This window comes from Vibrio sp. STUT-A11, assembly GCF_026000435.1.
GTDB lineage: Bacteria > Pseudomonadota > Gammaproteobacteria > Enterobacterales > Vibrionaceae > Vibrio.
The window spans coordinates 3343285-3369721 of sequence record NZ_AP026763.1; the positions used below are offsets into that span (position 1 = coordinate 3343285).

Here is a 26437-nt window from a genome sequence, read left to right on the forward strand (position 1 = left end):
GAAATGCCAAAATATAGATCAGCAACCACCACACATGGTCGTAACATGGCGGGCGCCCGCGCGCTTTGGCGTGCAACTGGTGTAAAAGATGAAGACTTTGGTAAGCCAATCATCGCTGTGGTGAACTCGTTTACTCAATTTGTACCGGGCCACGTACACCTGAAAGATATGGGTCAGTTGGTTGCCGGTGAAATCGAAAAAGCAGGTGGCATCGCAAAAGAATTCAATACCATTGCTGTCGACGACGGTATCGCAATGGGTCACGGCGGTATGCTTTACTCATTGCCTTCACGTGAATTGATTGCCGACTCTGTAGAGTACATGGTCAATGCACACTGTGCCGATGCAATGGTATGTATCTCTAACTGTGACAAAATCACTCCAGGAATGATGATGGCCGCTATGCGCCTAAACATTCCGGTTATCTTTGTTTCTGGCGGCCCAATGGAAGCAGGTAAAACCAAGCTTTCTGATCAAATTATCAAACTCGATTTGGTTGATGCGATGATCCAGGGTGCCGATCCAACCGTGTCGGATCAACAAAGCGAACAGGTCGAACGCTCGGCTTGTCCAACCTGTGGATCGTGTTCAGGCATGTTTACCGCCAACTCAATGAACTGTCTGACAGAAGCTCTAGGCCTCTCTCAACCAGGCAATGGCTCGATGCTGGCAACACACGCCGACCGTGAACAATTGTTTATTAACGCTGGTAAACGTATCGTTGAGCTGACTCGACGTTACTACGAACAAGATGACGAGTCCGCCTTACCACGCAACATTGCTAACCGCGACGCCTTTGAAAATGCCATGGCGCTGGACATCGCAATGGGTGGCTCCAGCAACACCGTTTTACACCTTTTAGCTGCGGCTCAAGAAGGTGAAATAAACTTCGATATGAACGATATCGATGAAATGTCTCGTCGCGTACCACACTTGTGTAAAGTGGCGCCATCGACACAGAAATACCACATGGAAGATGTACACCGTGCGGGTGGCGTAATGGCTATCTTAGGTGAACTCGACCGTGCTGGTTTGCTAAACGGCAGTACGAGTACGGTATTGGGCATGACTATGCAGCAGCAGCTTGCCGAGTACGACATCATGCAAACAGAAAATGAAGAAGTACTTAAGTTCTTCCGCGCAGGCCCTGCAGGTATACGCACCACCAAAGCATTCTCACAAGACTGCCGCTGGGATCGTCTCGACGATGACCGTGCCGATGGCTGTATCCGCTCCAAAGAGAACGCATTCAGTCAAGAAGGTGGCCTGGCCGTTCTCTCAGGCAACATTGCGGTTGATGGCTGTATAGTAAAAACGGCTGGTGTTGATGAGGAAAACCTTAAGTTCCAAGGCCCTGCGATTGTGTTTGAAAGCCAAGATTCAGCGGTTGATGGCATCTTAGGTGGTAAAGTTAAAGCGGGTGAAGTGGTTGTTATTCGTTATGAAGGTCCTAAAGGTGGTCCGGGTATGCAGGAAATGCTCTACCCAACCACTTACCTAAAATCGATGGGATTAGGAAAATCTTGTGCCTTACTAACAGATGGTCGCTTCTCAGGTGGTACATCGGGTCTGTCGATTGGTCATGCATCCCCAGAAGCTGCCAGTGGCGGTACGATTGGCTTGGTGCAAGATGGGGACATCATTACCATTGATATCCCAAGTCGCTCTATCACGCTCGATGTAGCAGAAGATGAGCTGGCAGCACGTCGTGCAAAACAAGACGAACTCGGTTGGAAACCAGCCGATCGTCAACGTGAAGTTTCTTTTGCACTCAAAGCGTACGCCAGCATGGCAACCAGTGCTGACAAAGGCGCAGTACGAGACAAATCTAAGCTAGAGGGCTAGCAATGATGGAATCTCAACCCACAAAAAAAGTGAATCAAACTGGCGCAGACTATCTGCGCCAAATCCTGCGCGCGCCAGTTTATGAAGTCGCAACGGTTACGCCACTGCAAGATATGCCGCGCCTGTCGGCACGCATTGGCAACAATGTGCAAATCAAACGTGAAGATCGCCAGCCAGTGCACTCTTTCAAACTGCGTGGCGCCTACAACATGGTGGCCAGCCTGTCTGAAGAACAAAAGGCTGCGGGTGTCATTGCAGCATCGGCGGGCAACCATGCTCAAGGGATGGCACTATCGGGCACTAAACTAGGCATCAAAACCACGATTGTAATGCCAAAAACCACGCCAGACATCAAGGTTGATGCGGTGCGGAGCTTTGGCGGTAATGTCGTGCTGCATGGCAGCAACTTTGATGAAGCGAAAGCGGAAGCCGAGCGCCTGTCAGAAGAATATGGCTACACCTTTGTGCCACCCTTCGATCATCCATTGGTGATTGCTGGCCAAGGCACCATTGGTATGGAAATGCTGCAGCAAAATGGTCACCTGGATTACATCTTTGTTCCGGTAGGCGGTGGTGGTCTGGCGGCGGGTGTCGCTGTCCTGGTCAAGCAACTGATGCCAGAAATCAAAGTCATTGCCGTCGAGCCAGAAGATTCTTCTTGCTTAAAAGCGGCTTTAGATGCTGGTGAGCCAGTTGTCCTTGATCAAGTCAGTATGTTTGCTGATGGTGTGGCAGTAAAACGCATCGGTGAAGAGACATTCCGTTTGTGTCAGAAGTACATTGATGGCCATATTGCCGTATCAAGCGATGAAATCTGCGCGGCGGTGAAAGATATCTTTGAAGATACACGAGCAATAGCAGAACCTTCAGGCGCGCTTGCTCTGGCGGGCTTGAAGAAGTTTACTGAGCAGAACAAACTCGAAGGCAAAAACCTTGGTACGGTACTGTCTGGTGCCAACACCAATTTCCATGGCTTGCGCTATGTCTCTGAACGCTGTGAGCTGGGTGAAAAACGTGAAGGCCTGCTTGCTGTTACAATCCCAGAACGCCAGGGCGCTTTCTTTGAGTTTTGTAACTTGATTGGTGGCCGAGCAGTGACTGAGTTCAACTACCGTTACAACGATGATGAGCTGGCAAATATCTTTGTTGGTGTGCGTCTTCAGGGCGGTCAGGAAGAACTGGATCATATTATTCGCGATCTACGCGAAGGCGGTTATCCGGTCGTGGATCTATCTGATGATGAAATGGCGAAGCTACACATCCGCTACATGATCGGTGGCAAACCTTCCAAAAAACTCAAGGAACGCCTATACAGCTTTGAGTTTCCAGAATATCCGGGGGCGCTGCTGAAGTTCTTAAGCACGCTAGGTACCCACTGGAATATCAGCCTGTTTAACTACCGCAACCATGGTGCCGATTACGGGCGTGTTCTTTGTGGTTTCGAGCTAGATGAAAGCGACTTAGCCCAGTTTTCTGCCCATTTGCGCGAACTTGGCTATCAGTGTAAAGACGAAACGGATAACCCATCCTATAAGTTCTTCTTATCGTGAACCATCTAAAAACACCTCGTGAAAGCGAGGTGTTTTTATTTACCCCGAGCTTATTTAAGCCTGTAACCAATCCTGATGTAACTGGTTGGATGATCCTAAGTAATCCACCATCCATTGGATCAAATTATGGTTTTCATCTTTACGCCATACTAAGCAACAACGGCTTACGGGCTTGTCGTCCGGTAGAACCTTCTCCACCAGCACGCCATCATTGATCAATGGCATTGCGATATGGCGAGGCATAAACCCGACCCCAACTCCATTTTTCAGACATTCAATCGCCGCATACCAGTTTGGCAGCAACAAACGACGCTGATGGGGATAATGACCTGTGTGTCGCTTAGGCAATACGTTCGAAGTATCATCCAGACAGATAGCAGGAAACTGGCTGACAAACGCTTCCGTTAACGCCTGTTGACGAACACAGGGATGTGCCGGTGACATAACAAATGCCCAGTCGAGTGTTCCCATATCTCTGACTTCGAAATCGCCACCAACCGGGATCGCACTTGTCGCGCCAATCACAATATCTGCCCGCCCTTGAGCAATCGCCTCCCATGAACCATTGAACACTTCCATGTTGATCTGCAGCTCGGCAAACTCAAATTCGCGATAAAAGTCTTCAATCAATGGTTTGAGCTTTTCCAGCTTAACGACGTTATCCAAAGTCAGTTTTAATGTGGTTTGCCAGCCATGTGCTGCTCGACGAGTCTGAGCTTTAACCTCTTCCATTTGACGCAATAAAGCACGCGCTTCTGAGATAAATAACTCTCCCGCAGGGGTCAGTTCAACTTTTCTAGGCAAACGTCTAAACAATACAACATCCAAATCTTTCTCCACCTGGCGAACACCATAACTGATTGCCGAAGGCACTTTGTGCAGCAACTCTGCAGCCGCGGTAAAACTCCCCAACCGGGCAACGGTATCGAGCATTTCTAATGAGGATTTGGAAAACATTCGCGAAGTACCTTTCAAATTTTTTGATTGATAACCAACAATTTTAGCGTTTTATTTTTAGTAAATCGAAAAATAGAATGAAAGAACAAATAAATCAGGGTTGGCGCCAACTGATATTGGTTAAAAAGTAATTAAATAATTTGATTGGTTAATAATGAAAATATCAAAACTACAACTCGTTTATCTTGCAGTGTTGTCGATGCTTGGCTTTGTCGCGACCGATATGTACCTGCCAGCTTTTAAAGCAATGGAAATAGACTTTGCGACAGGCCCGGAACAGATAGCCCTTTCTCTGACCGTATTTTTAGGGGGAATGGCATTTGGTCAGCTGATGTGGGGGTTGGCTTCAGATAAGTTTGGCCACCGCAATACGCTAGCCGCAGGTTTAGTTGTATTTACTCTTGCGTCATTTGGTCTGGCATTCTGCGATCAAGTATGGCAATTGCTCACTCTTCGATTTGTTCAGGCGATCGGTGTCTGTGCACCAGCCGTTATCTGGCAAGCCATGGTGATTAAACGTTACTCAAGCAGCAGTCAGCAGATTTTCGCTACCATTATGCCATTGGTTGCCTTATCACCTGCGCTGGCTCCACAATTAGGCGTCGTACTTGCGGACAACTTTGGCTGGCACAGTATTTTTATCGCGCTAATGCTGGTGGGTGTATTGCTTGTCGCTGCAACCATGCTGCAAAAAGACCAAAAGGCAGAAGTAAAGCAGACCAGTGTATCTGCAGATATTAAAGCACTACTCCGTTCTAAGGCTTACCTTGGCAACGTCATCATGTTTGCCACCGCTTCTGCAGCATTCTTTGCTTACCTAACCGGTATGCCGGAAATCATGGCGCAACTGGGTTATGAAGCCAAAGACATTGGCCTGAGTTTTATTCCACAAACCATTGCCTTTATGGCTGGTGGCTACTTGGGTAAAGTGGGTGTACGCAAATATGGCGATAAAAATGTTTTACGCCAGCTGATCGGCTTGTTTAGTATTGCAGCACTGATGGTATTCGTTGCATCACATTGGACGTTGACCTCTATCTGGCCAATCCTGGCGCCTTTCTGTCTGATCGCTGTCGCCAACGGTGCTCTGTACCCTATTGTTGTAAACCGAGCTCTGGAGAGTGCCCAGCAAAGCCCAGCGACCGCAGCTGGTTTGCAAAACAGCTTACAAATCTGTGTGAGCAGTCTTGCCAGTGCATTTGTTGCCGCAATGGCCAGTCAGGCTCAGTCGGTCACTGGTATCGCAATTGTGATTTGTATGGGCGGTTTATGGGTCGGCTACATTCTGTCTAACCGAGATCTGGCCAAGCACTTTGCTACCCCCGATAACTCGCGCGTTGTCCGTGAAGACGACTGCTAAATACAACAAAGCCGCTCAAGATGAGCGGCTTTTATTCAATTTTTTAGAAAAAGTTGAATTACTTCTTTTTAACCGGACGCTGCCAATCAGTAATTCTGCGCTCTTTAGCACGAGTAATCACTAACTCACCTTCGGCGACATCTTTGGTCAAAGTCGTACCTGCTCCAATAGTCGCACCATCAGCAATGGTAACTGGCGCGACTAACTGGCTATCCGAACCAACAAAGACATCATCACCAATGATGGTTTTGAACTTGTTCGCACCATCGTAATTACAGGTAATGGTACCTGCACCGATATTGGTGCGCTGGCCGATTTCTGCATCGCCCAGGTAAGTCAGATGGTTTGCTTTAGAACCTTCGCCAATGCGCGCATTCTTCACTTCGACAAAGTTACCAACGTGAGAGTCATTACGCATATCTGCACCAGGACGCAGACGAGTAAATGGACCGACAGTACAGTCCTCTCCGACAGTCGCGCCTTCAATCACGCTGTATGGACGAACGATCGTGTTGTCATCAATCTCACAATCTTTCAACACACTGCCAGCACCGATAACCACGTTATCACCAAGCGAGACACTGCCTTCAATGATCACATTCGCATCAATTTCACAGTCCATGCCGCACTGCAGTTCACCACGTAAGTCAAAGCGAGCTGGATCACGTAGCATAACGCCCTGCTCAAGCAGTTTTTGCGCTTGCATCGATTGGAATGCGCGCTCTAAACGAGCAAGCTGGGCACGATCATTCACACCTTCAACTTCAATCGCATTAACAGGATGGACAGCTTCAACTGCACGACCTTCATCGTGAGCAGCAGCAATCACGTCAGTAAGGTAGTACTCACCTTGTGCGTTGTTGTTGTTTAAGCCTGACAACCAGCGCTTCAGGTCACCACCAGTTGCAACCATCACACCTGTGTTGATTTCTTTGATCTGTTTTTGTTCTTCGGTGGCGTCTTTCTGCTCGACGATAGCAACTACAGGACCGTTCTTACGTACGATACGTCCATAGCCAGTCGGGTTATCCAGAACAACCGTCAGCAACGCGATACCACCCGTTGGTTGAGCGTCAAGCAGGCTCTCAATAGTTTCCGCTGAAATCAGTGGCACATCCCCATACGAGACCAGGATTTTCTCATCATCTTCAAATTGAGCAGAAGCCTGATCCACCGCATGACCTGTGCCTAGTTGCTCAGCCTGAAGTACCCAGTTTACCGGCTCTTCTGCTAGTACCTGTTTCATTTGATCACCACCATGACCATAAACTAGGTGAATATTTTGCGCGCCAAGACCGGTACATGTATCAATGACATGTTTTGCCATTGGTTTACCGGCCAAAGTGTGAAGCACTTTTGGCATGTTCGAATACATACGGGTTCCCTTGCCCGCAGCAAGAATTACAGCACTGAATTTCATTGATAACCTATTGACGTTCTTTATGTAGTTGGCGGATATTTTAGACAGCTTGAGGGGAGAAGTTAATGGAAAGCGTTCAATTTCTAACGAAAAATAATCAAAAAGGCGACCATTTGGCCGCCTTTTTCATGCAACGTTGCTAATTGAGCTTAGCGACGCTTTTTGGTCAGCTCGATAACTCGTAGCTGAGCAATGGCTTTAGCCAGTTCACTGGCCGCTTGTGCGAAGTTCATATCGCCATGCTGGTTCTGGATATTCTCCTCAGCACGACGCTTAGCTTCTTCTGCCTTCGCTGCGTCTAGATCTTCACCACGAATCGCTGTATCAGCCAGTACTGTAGCAGTACCCGGCTGAACTTCGACCATACCACCAGAGACATAAATGAACTCTTCGTGGCCGTGCTGTTTCACAATACGCACCATACCAGGCTGAATAGCGGTCAGAAGCGGAGTATGGCCATGGAAAATACCAAGCTCACCTTCGCTACCGGTCACCTGAAACGTTTCTACACGACCAGAGAAAATGCGTTTCTCAGCGCTTACTACGTCTAGGTGAAAGGTTATTGGTGCCATATCGCCTCCTAGTTAGCCTTATAGCTTCTTAGCATTCTCAATAGCATCATCGATGCTACCGCAGTACATAAATGCCTGCTCTGGAATGTCATCGTATTCACCAGCTAGTAGACCTTTAAAGCCACGTAGAGTCTCTTTAAGAGGTACGTAAACACCAGGGTCACCTGTAAATACTTCCGCTACGTGGTAAGGCTGAGTAAGGAAACGCTCAATCTTACGTGCACGAGATACAACTTGCTTGTCTTCTTCAGATAGCTCGTCCATACCTAGAATCGCGATGATGTCTTTCAGCTCTTTGTAGCGCTGAAGTGTCTGCTGAACGCCACGAGCGACGTCGTAGTGCTCTTGACCTACTACTAGTGGGTCTAGCTGACGAGACGTTGAATCTAGTGGGTCGATCGCTGGGTATAGACCCATTGCTGCGATGTTACGGTTAAGTACAACCGTTGCATCCAAGTGCGCGAACGTGGTTGCTGGAGACGGGTCAGTCAAGTCATCCGCAGGTACGTATACCGCCTGTACAGACGTGATAGAACCTTGCTTAGTTGACGTGATACGCTCCTGAAGCACACCCATCTCTTCTGCAAGAGTTGGCTGGTAACCTACCGCAGAAGGCATACGACCTAGAAGTGCTGATACCTCAGTACCTGCAAGCGTGTAACGGTAGATGTTATCAATGAACAGTAGTACGTCACGACCTTCGTCACGGAAACGCTCTGCCATTGTAAGACCAGTCAGTGCAACACGTAGACGGTTGCCCGGTGGCTCGTTCATCTGACCGTAAACCATTGCTACTTTAGATTCTTCAGGATTCTCAACGTTTACAACGCCCGCTTCCTGCATTTCAAAGTAGAAATCGTTACCTTCACGAGTACGCTCACCAACACCAGCAAATACTGATAGACCTGAGTGTTGTAGTGCGATGTTGTTGATAAGTTCCATCATGTTAACGGTCTTACCTACACCTGCACCACCGAATAGACCGATTTTACCACCCTTAGCGAATGGACAAATTAGGTCGATTACTTTAACACCCGTTTCTAGAAGTGCTGTTTCGTTTGATTGCTCTTCGTAGCTTGGTGCTGCACGGTGGATAGAGTAAGTCTCTTCCGCACCGATCTCACCACACTCATCAATCGCGTCACCTAGGACGTTCATGATACGACCTAGAGTTTTAGTACCTACTGGTACTGAAATTGGAGCGCCAGTGTTAACCACTTCTACTCCACGACGTAAACCATCAGAGCTACCCATTACGATACAACGAACTACGCCACCGCCTAGCTGTTGTTGAACTTCAAGAACTAGACGCTCTTTTGAGTCCGTTACGTTTAGAGCGTCATATACACTAGGTACTTCGCTCTGTGGGAACTCTACGTCGACTACCGCACCGATGATCTGTACGATCTTACCTGTAGCCATCGTTAATCCTCTAAACTATTTCGTTTTACCTAAGCTTAAACCGCAGATGCACCACCAACGATTTCCGACAGTTCTTGTGTGATCGCAGCCTGACGGGCTTTGTTGTACACAAGTTCCAAATCATCAATTAAGTTGGTTGCGTTATCCGTTGCAGCCTTCATCGCAATCATTCGAGCCGCTTGCTCACAAGCAAGGTTCTCTACCACACCTTGGTATACCTGAGACTCTACGTAACGCACTAATAGCGTATCCAGTAGAGGTTTTGGCTCAGGCTCATAGATGTAGTCCCATGAGTGCTCACGCTGCATCTCTTTGCTGTCCGATTTAGGCAAAGGTAGCAATTGATCGATCGTTGGTTGCTGAACCATAGTGTTCACAAACTTGTTGAACACTACGTATAAACGGTCCAGTTCACCTTCATCGTATTTCTTAAGCATTACGCCAACAGAACCGATTAGGTCTTCCAGGCTTGGGTTATCGCCAAGGCCAGAAACCTGTGCCGCAACTTTTGCGCCACCATGTTTAAAGAAACCAGTCGCTTTTGAGCCAATGACTGCTAGCTCAATTTCAGCACCTTTTTCTTTCCATGCTTGCATGTCTGTAACGGCTTTCTTAAACACATTAATGTTCAAACCACCACACAGACCACGGTCTGTCGAAACGATGATGTAACCAACACGTTTAGCTTCACGCTCTTCTAGGTACGGATGACGGTACTCTAGGTTTGCGTTTGCCACGTGACCGATCACTTTACGCATTGTTTCAGCGTATGGACGAGAAGCTTCCATTGCATCTTGAGAGCGACGCATTTTTGAAGCTGCTACCATTTCCATCGCTTTCGTAATTTTCTGCGTGCTTTTAACACTACCGATTTTATTACGTATCTCTTTTGCGCCGGCCATCGTTACTCTCCGTTAGTTGGTGGCAGAAACTGCCACCGACCTAATTACCAAGTTTGGGTTGCTTTGAAGTCGTCAGTCAGTTTCTTCAACTGAGCTTCGATTTCATCGTTGTAAGCACCAGACTTGTCGATCTCAGCTGCTAGTTCAGCGTATTGACCGCGAGCGTACGATAGTAGAGCCGCCTCAAAATCTAGAACTTTGTTTAGTTCTATATCATCAAGGTAACCGCGCTCTGCCGCGAAGATAGTTAGTGCTTGGTCAAATACAGACATTGGAGCGTACTGCTTCTGCTTCATTAGTTCTGTTACTTTTTGACCATGGTCTAGCTGTTTCTTCGTTGCTTCATCAAGGTCAGAAGAGAACTGAGCAAATGCTGCTAGTTCGCGGTATGCAGCTAGTGCTGTACGGATACCACCTGATAGTTTCTTGATGATTTTCGTCTGAGCTGAACCACCTACACGAGATACTGAGATACCTGGGTCAACAGCTGGGCGTACACCCGCGTTGAATAGCTCAGTTTGTAGGAAGATCTGACCATCGGTAATCGAGATTACGTTAGTCGGTACGAATGCTGAAACGTCACCTGCTTGAGTTTCGATGATAGGAAGAGCAGTCAAAGAACCAGTCTTACCTTTCACTTCACCGTTAGTGAAACGCTCTACATACTCTTCGCTTACACGAGCTGCACGCTCTAGTAGACGAGAGTGTAAGTAGAATACGTCACCTGGGAATGCCTCACGGCCTGGTGGACGTTTAAGTAGTAGAGAGATCTGACGGTAAGCTACTGCTTGCTTAGATAGATCATCGTAAACAATCAGTGCGTCTTCGCCGCGATCGCGGAAGTATTCACCCATCGCACAACCTGCGTATGGCGCTAGGTATTGTAGCGCTGCAGATTCAGAAGCGGATGCAACTACAACGATAGTATTTTGTAGTGCGCCGTGCTCTTCTAGTTTGCGAACCACGTTAGCAATAGTCGATGCTTTCTGACCGATTGCTACGTAGATAGAGAAAATACCAGAGTCTTTCTGGTTGATGATCGCATCGATCGCCAGTGCTGTTTTACCAATCTGACGGTCACCGATGACAAGCTCACGCTGACCACGACCGATTGGGATCATTGAGTCAACTGACTTATAACCAGTTTGCACAGGTTGGTCTACCGATTTACGGTCGATTACACCTGGTGCGATCACTTCTACAGGCGAAGTCATTTTCGCTTCGATTGGACCTTTACCATCGATAGGCTCACCCAGCGTGTTCACTACGCGGCCTAGTAGTTCTGGACCAACTGGCACTTCAAGAATGCGGCCAGTACCTGTAACTTTCATGCCTTCCCTAAGGTCAGCATATGGGCCCATTACAACCGCACCAACCGAGTCACGCTCAAGGTTAAGTGCTAGTGCATAACGGCCACCCGGTAATTCAATCATTTCACCTTGCATCACGTCCGCTAGGCCGTGGATGCGGATGATACCATCGCTTACCGATACGATAGTACCCTCGTTGCGAGCTTCACTAACAACTTCGAAAGATTCGATACGTTGTTTGATTAGATCGCTAATTTCCGTGGAATTAAGTTGCATGCTCCAATCCCCATTAAGACTGCAATGCATCGCTCAGGCGGTTCAAACGACCACGCGCTGAGTCATCGATGACTAGGTCTCCGGCTCGAATAATAACCCCACCAAGTAGGGTCTCATCTACACTGCAATTCAGCTTCACTTTACGTTCAAGACGTGCTTCAAGTTTGCTGCCGATATTTGCAAGCTGTTCATCAGAAAGTTCTGACGCTGAAATTACTTCAACATCAATTTCTTTCTCATGCTCTTTCTTCAAAATGAAGAACTGCTCACAAACATCAGGAAGGGCCGTTAAACGACCATTCTCAGCCATGACCTTTAAAAGGTTTTGACCGTTTGCATCAACTTGGTCACCACAAACTGCAACAAAGATTTCTGCCATTTTTTCAGCAGAGAACGAACTGGTTAACAGTTCAGTCATTTGTTCGTTGTTGGCAACTTCAGCAGCAAAAGACAACATTTGACCCCATTGGTCTAGTTGGTCTTTTTCTACCGCAAAGTCGAAGGCTGCTTTAGCATAGGGGCGTGCGATTGTAGTCAAATCAGACATATGCGCCCCCAGACTTAAAGTTTTGCAGTAATGTTGTCGAGAATATCTTTTTGCGCGTCTTTATCGATAGTACGCTCAAGGATTTTCTCAGCACCAGCTACAGCCAGAGTAGCAACTTGTTTGCGCAGGTCATCGCGTGCACGATTACGCTCAGCTTCAAGTTCAGCTTCTGCTTGCGTTAGGATTTTCTGGCGTTCTGCCTGAGCTTCCTCGCGAGCTTCTTCTAGAATTTGAGACTTACGCTTATTCGCATGCTCGATGATCTCAGTTGCTGTGCGCTTCGCTTCTTTCAATTGATCAGAAGCGTTGGCTTGTGCTAGATCCAAGTCTTTAGCAGCACGTTCAGCTGCTTGAAGACCGTCAGCGATTTTCTTTTGACGCTCTTCGATCGCTTGCATCAATGGTGGCCATACATACTTCATGCAGAACCACACAAATAGTGCGAACGAGATTGCTTGACCTAGCAGAGTTGCGTTTATGTTCACAACAGCTACCCCTCTATTTGGACTTAGTGTTAATCAGTGACAAGCCTGAGCTCGTCCCGAGTTAAAGGTGATTAACCTAGTTGACCAACGAATGGGTTTGCGAAAGTGAATAGTAGCGCGATTACGATACCGATCATTGGAACCGCATCAAGTAGACCTGCGATGATGAACATCTTAACTTGTAGCATAGGAGCCATTTCTGGTTGACGTGCTGCACCTTCTAGGAATTTACCACCTAGCAGTGCGAAACCAATCGCTGTACCAAGAGAAGCAAGACCGACGATAATACCTACGGCGATTGCAGAAAAGCTCAGTAAAGTTTCCATTACTATCTCCAATTTATAGTTGTTGGCTTAGTGCCCAAATAAAAAAGCTAAAAAAATTAATGATCAGGATCTTCGTGTGCCATTGACAGGTAAACAATTGTCAACATCATGAATACGAAGGCTTGAATCGTAATAACCAAGATATGGAAGATTGCCCACGGTAGTGAACCCATCCATTGTAAGTACCATGGTAGCATTGCCGCACAAAGAATGAATACAACCTCACCCGCGAACATGTTACCGAATAGACGCATACCAAGTGATAGAGGTTTCGCAAGTAGCGATACCACTTCAATCAGTAGGTTAAACGGAATCATCAGTGGGTGATTGAATGGATGTAGTGCAAGTTCTTTTGCGAATCCACCTAGACCTTTTACTTTGATGCTGTAGAAAATCATCAAGGCAAAAACGCCTAGAGCCATAGCCATGGTGATATTCACATCAGCAGACGGTACGACCTTAAGGTAAGGAATACCAAGCCAATGTTCTGCTGGGTATGGTAAGAAGTCGATCGGGACTAAGTCCATCACGTTCATCAAAAATACCCAACAAAAGATAGTCAGTGCTAAAGGCGCGATCAGTGGGTTGCGTCCATGGAACGTATCTTTGACGTTATCAGCGACAAATTCTACGATCATTTCTACAGCACACTGAAGCTTACCCGGTACACCCGCTGTTGTTCTCTTCGCTACTTTGTAAAAGATTCCGAGGAAAATTAAACCAGTAAACCAAGAAAAAAACAGGCTATCGATATGTACGTTCCAGAAACTTGTCTCCTCCGCAACTAAACCTAACTTGTATAACGATAGGTTAGAAAGGTGGTGGGCAATGTAACCGGACGATGTTAGCGCTTCACCTGGCGCAGCCATAACTCATCCTATTTTTTGTTGTTAATGAATAGCACTGGTGCAAAGATATTAATACCTAGTACCAGCAAATAGGTTAGTTTGAGGGGAACAAGTTCCACCTGCATATACATGTAGGCAACATAGAACAGTGCAACCGTGATGAGAATTTTCAGTACTTCACCCGTATAGAAGGAAGCAGCGATGCGCTTGGCAGCGCGAGCCCCACTAAACATGAAAGCACATAATGCGAAAACAGCATTGGCAATGACAAAAATGCCCCCACCAATTAACGCTGAAAGTCCCCAATCAGGATTTACGGCTACCGCCGTTCCTGCAGCCACAAAAATAACCGCGCCAGATTCGATCATTAACAATTGCCTTGCAAGCTCTCGTCCTGGTCTAGCTAACGCAGCTACCATGTATTCGTACCTCTAGTAATATCCACTTCGCACTAAACTCTCTGTGCAGGGAAATTGGCGAAAATTATACGTTCAGTCCAAGCGAATGCAATTAAATTGCATCAAAAACTTACAGTTTTGTTTACAAAACGACAACTTTCGCACAAAATTCGAATTATTCAGTTAATTGACCTAAATCAATTATCTCACTTAGGCCTCAAGCTTGGCAATAAGTTGCTCTAATTTGTGAGGTTCATCAATACTTATCGTCAGTTTCGCTTTTCCGCTTGCAGAACGAACCAAAGAAACTTTAGCGTCAAGCATCTGGCTTAATTTATGCGACATTTGCATAGCTTCGGTATCTTCTTGTTGCCCTTTTTGCTCATTTTGTGGCGCTAAACACTTTTTTACTAACTGTTCGGTTTGACGAACAGTCATGTGTTTATTTGCAACCTGCAAAGCGACTTCTATTTGCAGCTCGCCTTCAAGAGCTAAAAGAGCACGGGCATGGCCCATTTCTAGTTTTTTATCAGCGACTAAGCTCTTTACTTCAAGCTCAAGCTGATTCAAACGCAGTAAGTTGCTGACCGTCGTTCTCGATTTACCTATCACGTCAGCAACCTGCTGGTGTGTCAGGGTAAACTCATCTTGCAAGCGCTCCAATGCCTGTGCTTCTTCGATGACATTGAGATCTTCACGTTGAATGTTCTCAATCAGCGCCATGGCAATCGCAGCACGGTCTTCAACCTTTTTCACCAAACATGGGACACGTTTTAGTCCCGCTTGCTTAGCAGCACGCCAGCGCCTCTCACCAGCAATGATCTCAAATTGGCTACTGTCTACCTGGCGAACCACAATCGGTTGAATGATGCCTTGTGACTGAATAGAAGCAGCCAGCTCTTCCAAGGCTTCTGGTGCCATATCTTTACGCGGTTGGTAGACACCCGGCTGCAATTGACCAATCGCGAGTTCAATTAACTCACCGTCTGCTGATAAGGCTTGGCTTTGCGATGCAATATGCTGTTTCTCACGAGCAAATGAACTGGTCGACAACAACGCATCCAGTCCTTTTCCTAGACCACGCTTAGACATGGGATTGAATTCCTTAGGTTAGAGTTAAACTGGGATTTCTTCGCGGCGAAGCATCTCACCCGCTAAGGCAAGATACGCTTTGGCACCAGCAGAGTACTTATCGTAATACATGGCAGGTTTACCATGGCTAGGCGCTTCGGCCAGACGAACATTACGTGGAATCACTGTGCGATAAACTTTGGTACCAAAGTGCTTTTTAAGTTGATCGGATACTTCATTCGATAAGCGGTTACGCGGATCGTACATAGTGCGTAACAAACCTTCAATTTTCAGGTTTTCATTCACTACCGCCGCCAATTTGCTAATTGTATCCATAAGAGCAGTCAAACCTTCTAACGCAAAGTATTCACATTGCATTGGCACCAACACTGAATCAGCGGCAGCCATAGCGTTGATTGTAAGAAGGTTTAGAGAAGGGGGACAATCGATAAAGATGAAATCATAGTTATCACGAACTGATGATAACGCATTTTTCAGGCGAACTTCACGCGCGAAAACTTCCATCAGTTTGATTTCTGCGGCGGTAACATCACCGTTTGCGGCGATAAGATCATACTTTCCGCTTGTTTCAGAGCACACCACTTGTTCAAATGGCGTGTCTTCCACCAATAGATCGTATGCTGTGGCATCGACCATGTACTTATCAACACCGCTGGCCATCGTAGCATTACCCTGAGGGTCAAGGTCGATAACCAAAACTTTGCGCTTTGTTGCCGCCATCGAAGCCGCTAAGTTAATGCACGTTGTTGTTTTGCCGACCCCACCTTTCTGGTTGGCGATTGCTACAATTTTACCCACACGACTACCTCGCTAATTTTCCTTGCGCGATAAGATTACTAGATGACGATCCCCTTCCAACTCAGGAACAGTCAAAGATACGACATCGGTCACATAACACCACTCAGGAAGCAGATCTATTTCATCTTTAGGGTGCTGACCTTTCAACGCAAGAAACAATCCATTTTCCTGTTTCGGCAGATGGTGACACCATTCCACCATATCCGTCATTGAAGCAAAAGCACGGCTCAGCACAGCATCGAATTTTTCTTCAGGCTGGAACTCTTCTACGCGGCTTTGGACCGGAGTTACGTTCTTCAGACCTAATGTGTGCACGACCTGCTTTAGAAAACGAATCCGTTTACCCAAGCTATCGAGCAGGTAGAATTCTTTGTCCGGATTCATGATAGCTAGTGGGATACCCGGTAATCCAGGGCCAGTGCCAACGTCGATAAAGCGCTGACCTGGTAAGTGAGCGCTAACCACTATGCTATCAAGAATATGTTTCACTAACATCTCAAGTGGGTCACGTACTGACGTCAAATTGTACGCTTTGTTCCATTTGTCGAGCAGTTCAACATAACCGACCAGCTGATCACGTTGCTTCTCTGATACTTCAAGGTCAGTTTGAGCAATCAATGCATCCAGTTTAGTTCGAAGTACACTCATTACTCGTCCTCACCTTTTTTCAGTAAGCCATGCTTCTTCAGGTGAACCAGTAGAATAGAAATAGCAGCCGGTGTAATTCCTGAAATACGAGAAGCAATACCGATGCTTTCAGGCTTCGCTTCACTTAATTTTGTCACTACCTCGTTCGATAGACCTTTTACTTGTTTGTAATCCAGATCAACCGGCAACTTCGTGTGTTCGTGGCGGAGTGACTTCTCGATCTCATCTTGCTGACGCTTGATGTAGCCATCGTATTTCACCTGGATTTCAACCTGCTCAGCAGCCTGTTGATCGTCCAAAGCTGGTGCAAATGCGTCTAATTGAGTCAACTGAGAGTATGAGATCTCAGGACGACGCAGCAGATCCTCACCACTGGCTTCACGCGCCATTGGTGTTTTTAGCAGTTTGTTGAGCTCATCAATGCCTGCTGAATTTGGATTCATCCAGGTTGATTTCAAGCGTTGACGCTCCGTTTCCATGTTGTCGATTTTTTGATTGAATCGTGCCCAACGCACATCATCAACCAGACCAAGTTCACGCGCTTTTTCAGTTAAGCGTAAATCTGCATTGTCTTCACGTAGCAACAGGCGGTATTCCGCGCGAGACGTAAACATGCGGTACGGCTCTTTGGTGCCCATGGTGGATAAATCGTCAATCAATACGCCCATGTAAGCCTGGTCACGGCGTGGGTTCCAGCCTTCTTTGTCCTGGCTGTACAAACTGGCGTTCAAACCAGCCATCAAACCCTGAGCTGCAGCTTCTTCGTACCCGGTTGTACCGTTAATTTGGCCTGCAAAGAATAAACCGTGGATAAATTTCGTTTCGTACGTCTGCTTCAAATCACGAGGATCAAAGAAATCATACTCAATCGCGTAACCCGGACGCACAATGTGTGCGTTCTCAAAACCTTTCATTGAACGAACAATTTGTACCTGAACATCAAACGGCAAGCTGGTCGAAATACCATTCGGATACAGCTCGTTGGTTGTCAGGCCTTCTGGCTCAATAAAAATCTGGTGACTGTTTTTGTCAGCAAAACGCATCACTTTGTCTTCAATCGACGGACAGTAACGAGGACCAATGCCTTCGATAACGCCAGCGTACATCGGACTGCGATCAAGGTTAGCGCGGATCACATCGTGTGTACTTTCGTTGGTGTGAGTGATGAAACACGGAATTTGACGTGGATGTTGCTCACGATTGCCCAGGAATGAGAATACCGGTGTTGGGTTATCTCCGTGTTGCTCTTCCAGTACAGAGAAATCAACGGTGCGAGCATCAATACGTGGTGGCGTCCCTGTTTTGAGACGATCCACGCGGAATGGCAATTCACGTAGACGATCAGCAAGTGCGATCGATGGTGGATCACCTGCACGGCCACCAGAAGCACTTTCCATACCGATATGGATCTTACCACCCAGGAAGGTACCAACCGTCAATACAACCGATTTGGCGTGGAATTTAAGACCCATTTGAGTCACGACGCCAATCACATGATCCTGTTCAACAATCAGATCATCTACCGATTGTTGGAATAGCGTTAGGTTTGGGGCATTTTCTAATGCACTGCGAACGTAGGCTTTGTAAAGTGCGCGATCAGCTTGAGCACGAGTTGCTCGTACTGCCGGGCCTTTAGAGGCATTAAGCGTTCTAAATTGAATACCTGCATGGTCAATAGCTTGCGCCATCAAACCGCCCATTGCATCCACTTCTTTAACTAAATGACCTTTACCAATACCACCAATCGCCGGATTACAAGACATTTGGCCTAATGTATCGATGTTATGGGTAAGGAGAAGCGTTTTTTGTCCTGTACGTGCAGATGCGAGTGCGGCTTCCGTTCCAGCATGTCCGCCACCAACAACAATGACGTCAAAATTTTCGTGATAAAGCATGAACCGACCTCAGGTATTCAAAGGATTTATTGGACAGATAAAGGAGCAGCATTTTACCTGCTTTATGCCACAGAGAAAATCGTTTTCTCGCTTTATCCATTTTAAGCTTCAAGTAATATATATATAAGATCTATATATATGATCTTTTATTAGATCTATTATTAGGATCGACCGTTTCTGTGGATAACCGAAAAATGATCAACAAGATCATGGATCTTATTTGGATCATATCTTGTGATCTTGCTTGGATCTGATCGAGGATTAGCTGGGATCAAAATGGGTGGTTATACACAGGGGGATAAAACGATCAAAGTTGTTCTTTGGATAACTAAAGGAAAGTAACTGGATATTAGCTTACTTATCCACAGTCTGATTGCTTGTTTTTTAATCGGTTGATTGGCTGTTTAGAGAAAAAGTTATTCACATTGGGTAGGACAGAGCCGCGATGCGACTCTGTAAGTAGGAGAAAATGGCAGTTAAAATTGTTCGATGTGCTCTTTTAGCCACTCTTCTGCTGCGTCTTCTGGCACTTCATGGCTAAGGACATCAATCTTTAAGCAGTCTGTAATTGGTGTGGCACCAATGTCTTCCAGTAAATCATACGCATGCTGGCCAGCTGCACAGAAAGTATCGTAGCTTGAATCACCTATCGCTATCACGGCAAACTTCACGTCCGCCATTTTCGGTGGGGTCGCCTGAAGAGCGGCAATAAACGGCTGAATGTTATCTGGATACTCTCCGGCACCGTGTGTAGAGGTGATCACCAGCCAGGTGCCCTGGTTGTCAATTGACGCCAATTCCGGTTGGTTGTGGATCGTGGTTTCAAATCCGTTCTCAATGAGTAGATCACTCAGGTGATCCCCCACGTATTCAGCGCCACCCAGGGTACTGCCTGTAATTATGTGGATCATTTATCTTCCTTATAAGCCATACTTGCGCTCGTACAGATGAGCGAGGGTACAAAAAGAAACGCGGTGATAAACCTAAGCTTAACACCGCGCGTTATATTATTTGCCGATACAGAATGAAGAGAAAATACGGCCGAGCAGATCGTCTGAGCTGAACTCCCCGGTAATCTCGTTCAGATGTTGCTGAGTGATGCGCAGCTCTTCTGCGAGTATCTCGCCCGCCATATAGCCTTCAAGCTGCTCCTGACCGATTTGAAGGTGCTGTGCAGCGCGTTCTAATGCATCCAGATGACGGCGACGAGCCATAAAGCCACCCTCGGTATTACCAGAGAAGCCCATGCACGCTTTTAAATGTGCACGTAAGGCGTCTACACCAGTCCCTGTTTTTGCCGACAGGCGGATCAAAGTGGGGTTATTCACATGACAGATCCCCATCTCTTCACCGGTTTGATCGGCTTTGTTGCGGATCACTGTCATACCAATGCTATCTGGCAGGCGATCAACAAAGTCAGGCCAGATGTCTTTAGGATCGGTTGCATCAGTTGTGGTGCCGTCGACCATAAACAGAACTCGGTCTGCTTGTGCTATTTCATCCCAAGCGCGTTCGATACCAATTTTTTCGACTTCATCGGAGGCGTCACGTAGACCGGCAGTATCGATGATGTGCAGTGGCATACCATCGATGTGGATGTGTTCTCTCAGTACGTCACGAGTGGTACCCGCGATATCAGTCACGATGGCGGATTCTTTACCAGAGAGTGCGTTCAGAAGACTAGATTTACCTGCGTTAGGGCGACCCGCGATAACCACCTTCATACCTTCACGCATAATTGCGCCCTGATTAGCTTCACGGCGCACCGCATCAAGGTTATCGATGATAGTTTGCAGATCTCCAGCCACTTTGCCGTCGGCAAGAAAATCAATTTCTTCTTCTGGGAAATCAATGGCAGCTTCTACATAGATACGCAAGTGAATCAGCGATTCCACCAGCGTTTGAATGCGTTGTGAGAACTGACCTTGCAGTGATTGCAGGGCAGATTTCGCCGCTTCTTCAGAACTGGCATCAATCAGGTCGGCAATCGCCTCTGCTTGCGTCAGGTCCATTTTATCGTTGAGGAATGCACGTTCAGAGAATTCCCCCGGGCGCGCAGCACGCACGCCTTCAATGCCCAGGATACGTTTAATCAGCATGTCCATGACGACAGGGCCACCATGGCCTTGCAGTTCAAGTACATCTTCGCCGGTAAACGAATGTGGGTTCGGGAAGTACAAAGCGATGCCCTGGTCAAGCACAGTCCCGTTCTCTGCCTCAAATGGCAGATATTCTGCGTAGCGAGGTTTGAGTGTTTTACCCGTCACTTCCTCTGCCACTAAATTGGCCTTCGGGCCGGAAACACGAATAATGCCGACACCGCCACGACCAGGTGCGGTCGCTTGAGCGACAATCGTATCTGTAGTCATAATCTTGCCTTTTAAGCTGGGCTATAAGGTGGTTGACCCTAGGGAGCCAGAACCAATTAATTAGCTGAATTGTAATCAGCCAAAAACAAAAAGGCGACCTTTTGGCCGCCTTTCTCAATCATTTCCTAAAGGATTACTTAGTGTGTAAGCCTTTTTTCTCTAATCCTTTATAGATCAGAGTTTGCTGGATAAGCGTAACGACGTTCGAAACCAACCAGTAAAGAACCAGACCTGATGGGAAGAACAAGAAGAAGAAGGTAAACATAACCGGCATGAAGGTCATGATCTTCTGCTGCATAGGGTCCGTTACAGTTGTTGGGCTCATCTTCTGGATCATAAACATGGAAGCACCCATCAGTAGTGGCAGGATGTAGTATGGGTCCTGCGCTGAAAGGTCATGAATCCAACCGAAGAATGGAGAGTGACGTAGCTCAACTGATTCCATTAGTGCCCAGTATAGCGAGATGAAGATTGGCATCTGCAGGATAAGAGGTAGACAGCCACCAAGTGGGTTTACTTTCTCTTTCTTGTACAGTTCCATCATCTCTTGGCTCATACGCTGACGGTCATCGCCGATGCGCTCACGCATTGCTTGCAGCTTAGGCTGTAGCATGCGCATTTTCGCCATAGATGTGTATTGAGCTTTTGTCAGTGGGTACATTGCACCACGAACGACGAAGGTCAACAGGATGATTGCTACACCCCAGTTAGACACGAAGCCGTGAATCATAGACAGTAGCCAGTGTAGTGGCTTCGCGATGAACCATAGCCAGCCGTAATCCACAACAAGGTCTAGGTTCGGCGCAACGGCTTCCATTTGATCCTGAAGTTTTGGACCAACCCATAGCGTTGCTTCAAACTTCGCTTGATCACCATTTGCAATGGTCTTGTTCGGCATACGTACGCCGATATCGCCCATATTACCGATTACACGAGTGTAAAGATTGGTTCCAGGTTCGTTACGTGGGATCCAAGCAGCAGCGAAGTAGTGTTGGATCATAGCTGCCCAACCTTGGCCGTCTGCTAGGTTGATAGACAGGTTACGATCCTGCATATCATCAAAGCTGTATTTTTTGTAACGCGTATCTTCTGTAGAGAAAGCACCGCCGCGGTATGTTGGCATCGTGATGCTGCCGCCATCGTCCATTAGGTTTTGACGCAGGTGAGCGTACATACCAAATGTTGCGTTGTTACCTGAGTTGTTAACTACATCGTACTCAACGTTAAGTGCGTAGCTGCCGCGCTTAAAGATGTAAGTCTTCGTGTACTCAAGGCCGTTTGCTGTGAAAGTCATCGGAACGCGCAGTTCGTCTTGACCATCAGCAAGCGTAAAGCTGTCTGCACTTACATTGTAGTGAGGGCGGTTAGTGCTGCTAAGATCGATACCTTGTGGACCCACAAGGCCGCTTTGCGCGATGAACTGGTGACCTTGGGTGTCTTTTAGCAGAACAAACGGGTCAGCAGAATCAAGTTCAGCAGAATATTGATTTAGGTCGGCATGTACCACATCGCCACCAACGGTGTCGATCGACAGAGTTAAAACATCAGTCGTTACTGTGATAGTTTTTGCAGAAGCTTGCTGGTGTCCCGGAGCTGGGTCTAGATCATCAGCAAAAGATGGTGCAGGTAGACTGCTGTTTGATTGAGCCTGTTCAACTGCTTGAGGTTCTGGATTCTTCGCTACTTGCCATTGTTGAAATAGCAAAAAAGAAACCAGGGCCAAACCGATGAGCAGGATATTACGTTGAGAATCCATCGTTAGTTATCTCTGTCTTGTTTTTGGACTGGTGGAACGGGGTCATACCCCCCTTCATTCAAAGGGTGGCATTTTAATAGACGTTTGCCTGATAACCAACATCCTTTTACAAAACCGTGAGCTCTCAAAGCTTCTAGCGCGTAAGTGGAACAAGTTGGTGTGAACCGGCAACGAGGACCAATCAAAGGGCTGATAAACCAGCGATACAGATAAACGAGCCCAATGGCTATCCACGTGAAGGGCGAGACAGGCGTTGCCATAGCTTATCAAACAATTTAAATAATTCCTCATTGCTTAAATCTTGCGCGCTTTTCTTCGCGATCACAACAAAATCTTTGTTTGGAAGTTGATGTTGTTTATTACGGAAGCTTTCACGAGCCAGACGCTTAAATCGGTTACGACCGACGGCAGTTTTAATCTGCTTTTTCGGAACAGCCAGACCTAATCGTGGATGAGAAAGAGTGTTATTGCGAGCAATGATGGTGAAATGAGGCGAGCCAGCACGATGAGCCTGCTGGAAGACGTTTTGATAATGCTCGGGAGTTAACAAACGTAACTCCCGATTAAACGCGTACGTGTTCAAAATAAACTAGCGATTATTTTGATAGGCGCGCACGGCCTTTTGCACGACGTGCGTTGATAACTTTACGACCGTTCTTAGTTGCCATGCGAGCACGGAAGCCGTGAGTACGCTTGCGCTTTAGAACTGTAGGTTGAAAAGTGCGTTTCATGATAATTACCTTTACTGATCAGTAGTTTTAGGTTCTTGTTAAACCCGGCGTGGGCACATGCTTTCTTATATAAAGAAGCTCTTTACATAGAGAAGGCAACCGACGCCTCTCAACAAAGAGGCGGAATTGTAATCACACTCACATAATGTGTCAATGACTCAATGCGTATGAAATTCCGGCCGGGCGATTATACGTAGTGTGAGTAAAATCTCAAGGATCAATCGATCCTATACCTTGATCGTTACTCTATTCCCACTTGGTTAAGGAATTTTTTCAAACGAGGATCCTGTGGATTATCGAATATATCCTGTGGAGAACCTTGTTCAACAATATTGCCTTCCGCCATGAAGATCACCCGATCGGCGACTTCTTTGGCAAATTGCATTTCATGTGTCACCACCAGCATGGTTTGATGCTGATTAGCTAACTTCTTCATTAATGACAACACTTCGCCAACCCATTCCGGATCCAGAGCGGAAGTGGGTTCATCAAAGAGCAGAAGCTCTGGTTGCAGTGCCATGGCTCGGCCAATGCCGACACGCTGTTGTTGGCCACCAGATAAAGCAGCCGGGTAGCTGTCGCCTTTATCGCCAAGGCCAATATCGTCCAGAATCTGCTGAGCACGAGTCAGTGCTTGCTGTTTCTTCCAGCCACGCACGGTAATCAAACCTTCGGCAATATTCTGGCGAGCGGTCATATGAGCAAACAGCGCGTAGTTCTGGAACACAAACCCAGTGCGACGACGTAAAGCCAGTACTTCTGCTTTAGTGTGTTTATTTACATCTACCGACACATCATCAATCGTGATGCGCCCTTCATCAGCCTGTTCTAAAAAGTTAACTGTGCGTAATAAGGTGGATTTACCGGTACCACTGGAACCAATGATAACGATGATTTCACCTTGTTTGATGTCGATATCGATGCCTTTGAGTACTTCAGTATCACCAAAGCGCTTATGAATATTCTCTAATTTAATCATCGAACGTACGCCTTATTCAGTTTCGCTTCAGCCCAAATTTGAACGCGGGTCAGAATCACGACCACGCCCCAGTAAATCAGAGCGACGGCCAGGAAAGCTTCAAAGAATCGGAAGCTGGATGATGCTTCCATCTGCGCTTTAGCCATGATTTCTGCCACGCCCAGCGTAAAGGCGAGGGAGGTCGATTTAATCATATCGATGAAGTAGTTCATCAGAGATGGCAGCGCGACACGGGTCGCTTGCGGCAGAATCACGCGACGCATCGCCTGAGTGGTCGTCATGCCGACGGATAAGCTCGCTTCCATCTGGCTGCGATCAATACCGATGATTGCCGCTCGAATACTCTCTGCCATGTAGGCGGCAAAGTGGAGGGTTAAACCGATCACAGCCGCAGAGAAAGCATCGAGACCAACCATAAATGGAAAGATTTGCGGTAAGCCGTAATAAAGCAGAAACAGCTGGACTAACAGAGGAGTTCCGCGGAAAAAGCTGATGTACAGTTGGCTTAACTGATCGAGTACTGGAACCTTAAAAACGCGGATATTGGCTAAAATGATGGAAAGAATCAGTGAGAACACCAATCCCCATGTTGCCATTTCCATGGTTGTACCAAGATATTTGAGTAATATCGGCAACAGTTCCAACATGTAATTAAAATCAAATCCCATTCGGCATACCTGAACGCTAGAGAAAAGAAAAGGTGGAAAACTAGGTTCCACCTTCACGTAAATTTATAGAGGTGAGGAGGGTATCTCTCCACACCTTAATTTTCAAAGTGTTTTATTTGCTAATGTCGGCACCAAACCACTTCACGGAAATCTTCTCAACGGTACCGTCTGCACGCATTTCTGCAAGTGCTTTGTTAACTTCCGCTTGTAGCTTCTGACCTTTTTCGTTGTTTACGAACGGCCAGGCGTTTTGAATGGTTTCAAATGGTTCGCCAGCTAATTCTAGTGGAAGACCGGTTTTCTTGATCAGCTCTAGTGCTGACAGACGATCCATAACAAAAGCGTCAGAACGACCTAATGCAACATCGTGCTCGATACCGGTATCGTATGTCTTGATGTTGATTTTGCCGTCTTTATCGTACTGACGAAGAAGCTGCTCAAAGTTCGAACCCAGGTTTACTGCCACGGTTTTGCCAGCCAGATCATCGATGCCTTTGATGCTGTCATTGCCTTTACGTACTGTGATTTGTGCACCGTCAACCACGTATGGGTCAGCAAACAGGTATTTTGCCTTGCGCTCTTCTGTCATGGTGATCTGGTTTGAGATCGTATCAATACGACCCGTTTCTAACAGACCAAACAAACCAGAAAAGTTCGCAGTAACGTATTCGATCTTGTAATCGTTACGTTTACCAATTTCGTCCCACATATCCACTTCAAATCCTTGTAGCTTATCTTGCTTTACAAAAGTGAATGGGAAGTAGCGGCCTGACATGCCAACTTTTACTTCTGTTGCAGCTTGAACAGTCGCCGCAGATAGTGCAATAGCCGCTACAGCAACCTTAATCCAGTTTTTCATCATAAATCTCCACAATTTTATGGTTAGATATACTAGTGTTAGTTTTCTCAATTAAATAATAACCAAGCGCAATAATCTAGACCTGGGGGTAATAAGTTAATAATTGTTTCAATTGTTAAGTTTATTCACAACGCGGGTGAAATACGATCACAATTAGGAATTAAGATCGAAAAACTCACGGTCGGAAATAAAATAATACACAGAGTTATCACCAATCACATGATCAGGCCATTTTTGCCCAATTGTGGATCGTTATGTGGGCAAAGTTGGGGCAAGGTGTGTTGATCTCACTATGTTTGACGAAATAATTGTGAATAACTTCGATCTTATTCACTGGATCGTCGATCAATTGCTGGCGATCTTGGTTATCAACAGGTAAAATTGCCAGTCTTTTCCGATAATTCAATTACTCAGTGGGGGCGCC

General features: G+C 46.6%; 27 protein-coding genes. 3 read left to right on the forward strand and 24 right to left on the reverse strand.

Translation table 11 applies throughout. The features are described 5' to 3' along the window. The first annotated feature begins 3 nt into the window (after positions 1-3). Positions 4-1845 carry a dihydroxy-acid dehydratase gene (ilvD, locus tag OO774_RS15580; RefSeq protein ID WP_264903496.1) on the forward strand — a complete coding sequence of 614 codons (1842 nt, stop codon included), beginning with the start codon at positions 4-6 and terminating at the stop codon, positions 1843-1845. A gap of 2 nt (positions 1846-1847) precedes the next feature. After that, entirely contained in the window at positions 1848-3395 is a 1548-nt protein-coding gene (gene ilvA / locus OO774_RS15585; protein ID WP_264903498.1) for a threonine ammonia-lyase, biosynthetic, read from the forward strand. A gap of 54 nt (positions 3396-3449) precedes the next feature. Here ilvA and punR read toward each other — a convergent pair whose 3' ends face one another. Then, on the reverse strand, positions 3450-4352 hold the full coding sequence (gene punR, locus OO774_RS15590; RefSeq protein ID WP_264903500.1) for a DNA-binding transcriptional activator PunR: 903 nt from the start codon (positions 4350-4352) through the stop codon (positions 3450-3452). A 154-nt stretch (positions 4353-4506) separates the two neighbouring features. Between punR and punC the strand changes: the two genes are divergently transcribed. Beyond that, entirely contained in the window at positions 4507-5712 is a 1206-nt protein-coding gene (punC, locus tag OO774_RS15595) for a purine nucleoside transporter PunC (protein ID WP_264903502.1), read from the forward strand. A gap of 58 nt (positions 5713-5770) precedes the next feature. Here the strand turns inward: punC and glmU are convergent, their stop codons facing one another. The 23 genes from glmU to OO774_RS15710 form a co-directional block, all read right to left on the reverse strand. After that, positions 5771-7132, reverse strand: coding sequence for a bifunctional UDP-N-acetylglucosamine diphosphorylase/glucosamine-1-phosphate N-acetyltransferase GlmU (gene glmU / locus OO774_RS15600; RefSeq protein WP_264903504.1), 1362 nt, complete (start codon positions 7130-7132; stop codon positions 5771-5773). A gap of 149 nt (positions 7133-7281) precedes the next feature. Next, positions 7282-7704, reverse strand: coding sequence for a F0F1 ATP synthase subunit epsilon (locus OO774_RS15605; RefSeq protein WP_065297600.1), 423 nt, complete (start codon positions 7702-7704; stop codon positions 7282-7284). Between the two features lie 18 nt (positions 7705-7722). After that, entirely contained in the window at positions 7723-9126 is a 1404-nt protein-coding gene (atpD, locus tag OO774_RS15610; RefSeq protein WP_264903507.1) for a F0F1 ATP synthase subunit beta, read from the reverse strand. Positions 9127-9161: 35 nt separating this feature from the next. Beyond that, positions 9162-10028 (reverse strand): F0F1 ATP synthase subunit gamma, encoded by an 867-nt coding sequence (gene atpG, locus OO774_RS15615; RefSeq protein ID WP_014233413.1) that lies wholly within the window; start codon positions 10026-10028, stop codon positions 9162-9164. A gap of 44 nt (positions 10029-10072) precedes the next feature. Beyond that, entirely contained in the window at positions 10073-11614 is a 1542-nt protein-coding gene (gene atpA / locus OO774_RS15620; protein ID WP_264903509.1) for a F0F1 ATP synthase subunit alpha, read from the reverse strand. A gap of 13 nt (positions 11615-11627) precedes the next feature. Further along, complete coding sequence (gene atpH / locus OO774_RS15625; RefSeq protein WP_264903511.1) at positions 11628-12161, reverse strand: F0F1 ATP synthase subunit delta; 534 nt, start codon at positions 12159-12161, stop codon at positions 11628-11630. A gap of 14 nt (positions 12162-12175) precedes the next feature. Beyond that, the gene (atpF, locus tag OO774_RS15630) at positions 12176-12646 is read right to left on the reverse strand and encodes a F0F1 ATP synthase subunit B (RefSeq protein WP_264903513.1); all 471 of its coding nucleotides are present in this window, start codon (positions 12644-12646) and stop codon (positions 12176-12178) included. 71 nt (positions 12647-12717) lie between these two features. Continuing rightward, on the reverse strand, positions 12718-12972 hold the full coding sequence (atpE, locus tag OO774_RS15635; protein WP_002540812.1) for a F0F1 ATP synthase subunit C: 255 nt from the start codon (positions 12970-12972) through the stop codon (positions 12718-12720). 56 nt (positions 12973-13028) lie between these two features. Then, positions 13029-13841 (reverse strand): F0F1 ATP synthase subunit A, encoded by an 813-nt coding sequence (gene atpB / locus OO774_RS15640; RefSeq protein ID WP_014233417.1) that lies wholly within the window; start codon positions 13839-13841, stop codon positions 13029-13031. A gap of 8 nt (positions 13842-13849) precedes the next feature. Beyond that, positions 13850-14239, reverse strand: a complete 390-nt coding sequence (locus OO774_RS15645; RefSeq protein WP_264903589.1) for a F0F1 ATP synthase subunit I — start codon at positions 14237-14239, stop codon at positions 13850-13852. A gap of 189 nt (positions 14240-14428) precedes the next feature. Continuing rightward, positions 14429-15310 carry a ParB/RepB/Spo0J family partition protein gene (locus tag OO774_RS15650; protein WP_264903591.1) on the reverse strand — a complete coding sequence of 294 codons (882 nt, stop codon included), beginning with the start codon at positions 15308-15310 and terminating at the stop codon, positions 14429-14431. A 24-nt stretch (positions 15311-15334) separates the two neighbouring features. Then, positions 15335-16108: a ParA family protein gene (locus OO774_RS15655; protein WP_264903593.1), complete on the reverse strand. Its 774-nt coding sequence runs from the start codon at positions 16106-16108 to the stop codon at positions 15335-15337. 12 nt (positions 16109-16120) lie between these two features. After that, positions 16121-16756, reverse strand: coding sequence for a 16S rRNA (guanine(527)-N(7))-methyltransferase RsmG (gene rsmG, locus OO774_RS15660; protein ID WP_264903595.1), 636 nt, complete (start codon positions 16754-16756; stop codon positions 16121-16123). Continuing rightward, positions 16756-18651: a tRNA uridine-5-carboxymethylaminomethyl(34) synthesis enzyme MnmG gene (gene mnmG / locus OO774_RS15665; RefSeq protein WP_264903597.1), complete on the reverse strand. Its 1896-nt coding sequence runs from the start codon at positions 18649-18651 to the stop codon at positions 16756-16758. The genes rsmG and mnmG overlap by 1 nt, the downstream gene beginning before the upstream one ends. A 476-nt stretch (positions 18652-19127) precedes the next feature. Continuing rightward, on the reverse strand, positions 19128-19562 hold the full coding sequence (gene mioC, locus OO774_RS15670; RefSeq protein WP_264903598.1) for an FMN-binding protein MioC: 435 nt from the start codon (positions 19560-19562) through the stop codon (positions 19128-19130). 96 nt (positions 19563-19658) lie between these two features. Then, complete coding sequence (mnmE, locus tag OO774_RS15675) at positions 19659-21020, reverse strand: tRNA uridine-5-carboxymethylaminomethyl(34) synthesis GTPase MnmE (protein ID WP_264903600.1); 1362 nt, start codon at positions 21018-21020, stop codon at positions 19659-19661. Positions 21021-21153: 133 nt separating this feature from the next. After that, positions 21154-22776 (reverse strand): membrane protein insertase YidC, encoded by a 1623-nt coding sequence (yidC, locus tag OO774_RS15680; protein ID WP_264903602.1) that lies wholly within the window; start codon positions 22774-22776, stop codon positions 21154-21156. 2 nt (positions 22777-22778) lie between these two features. Continuing rightward, positions 22779-23036: a membrane protein insertion efficiency factor YidD gene (yidD, locus tag OO774_RS15685; RefSeq protein WP_005378822.1), complete on the reverse strand. Its 258-nt coding sequence runs from the start codon at positions 23034-23036 to the stop codon at positions 22779-22781. Beyond that, a complete protein-coding gene (gene rnpA, locus OO774_RS15690; RefSeq protein WP_020333575.1) occupies positions 23003-23326 on the reverse strand; it encodes a ribonuclease P protein component in 324 nt (107 codons plus the stop codon). Before rnpA ends, yidD begins: the two co-directional genes overlap by 34 nt. Before the next feature lie 46 nt (positions 23327-23372). Further along, positions 23373-23507: a 50S ribosomal protein L34 gene (gene rpmH, locus OO774_RS15695; protein ID WP_005378825.1), complete on the reverse strand. Its 135-nt coding sequence runs from the start codon at positions 23505-23507 to the stop codon at positions 23373-23375. Positions 23508-23748: 241 nt separating this feature from the next. After that, positions 23749-24486, reverse strand: a complete 738-nt coding sequence (locus OO774_RS15700) for an amino acid ABC transporter ATP-binding protein (RefSeq protein ID WP_263837747.1) — start codon at positions 24484-24486, stop codon at positions 23749-23751. Beyond that, positions 24483-25154, reverse strand: a complete 672-nt coding sequence (locus tag OO774_RS15705; protein ID WP_014230420.1) for an amino acid ABC transporter permease — start codon at positions 25152-25154, stop codon at positions 24483-24485. Before OO774_RS15705 ends, OO774_RS15700 begins: the two co-directional genes overlap by 4 nt. 112 nt (positions 25155-25266) lie before the next feature. Continuing rightward, positions 25267-26013 carry an amino acid ABC transporter substrate-binding protein gene (locus OO774_RS15710; RefSeq protein ID WP_264906123.1) on the reverse strand — a complete coding sequence of 249 codons (747 nt, stop codon included), beginning with the start codon at positions 26011-26013 and terminating at the stop codon, positions 25267-25269. Positions 26014-26437: the final 424 nt, after the last annotated feature.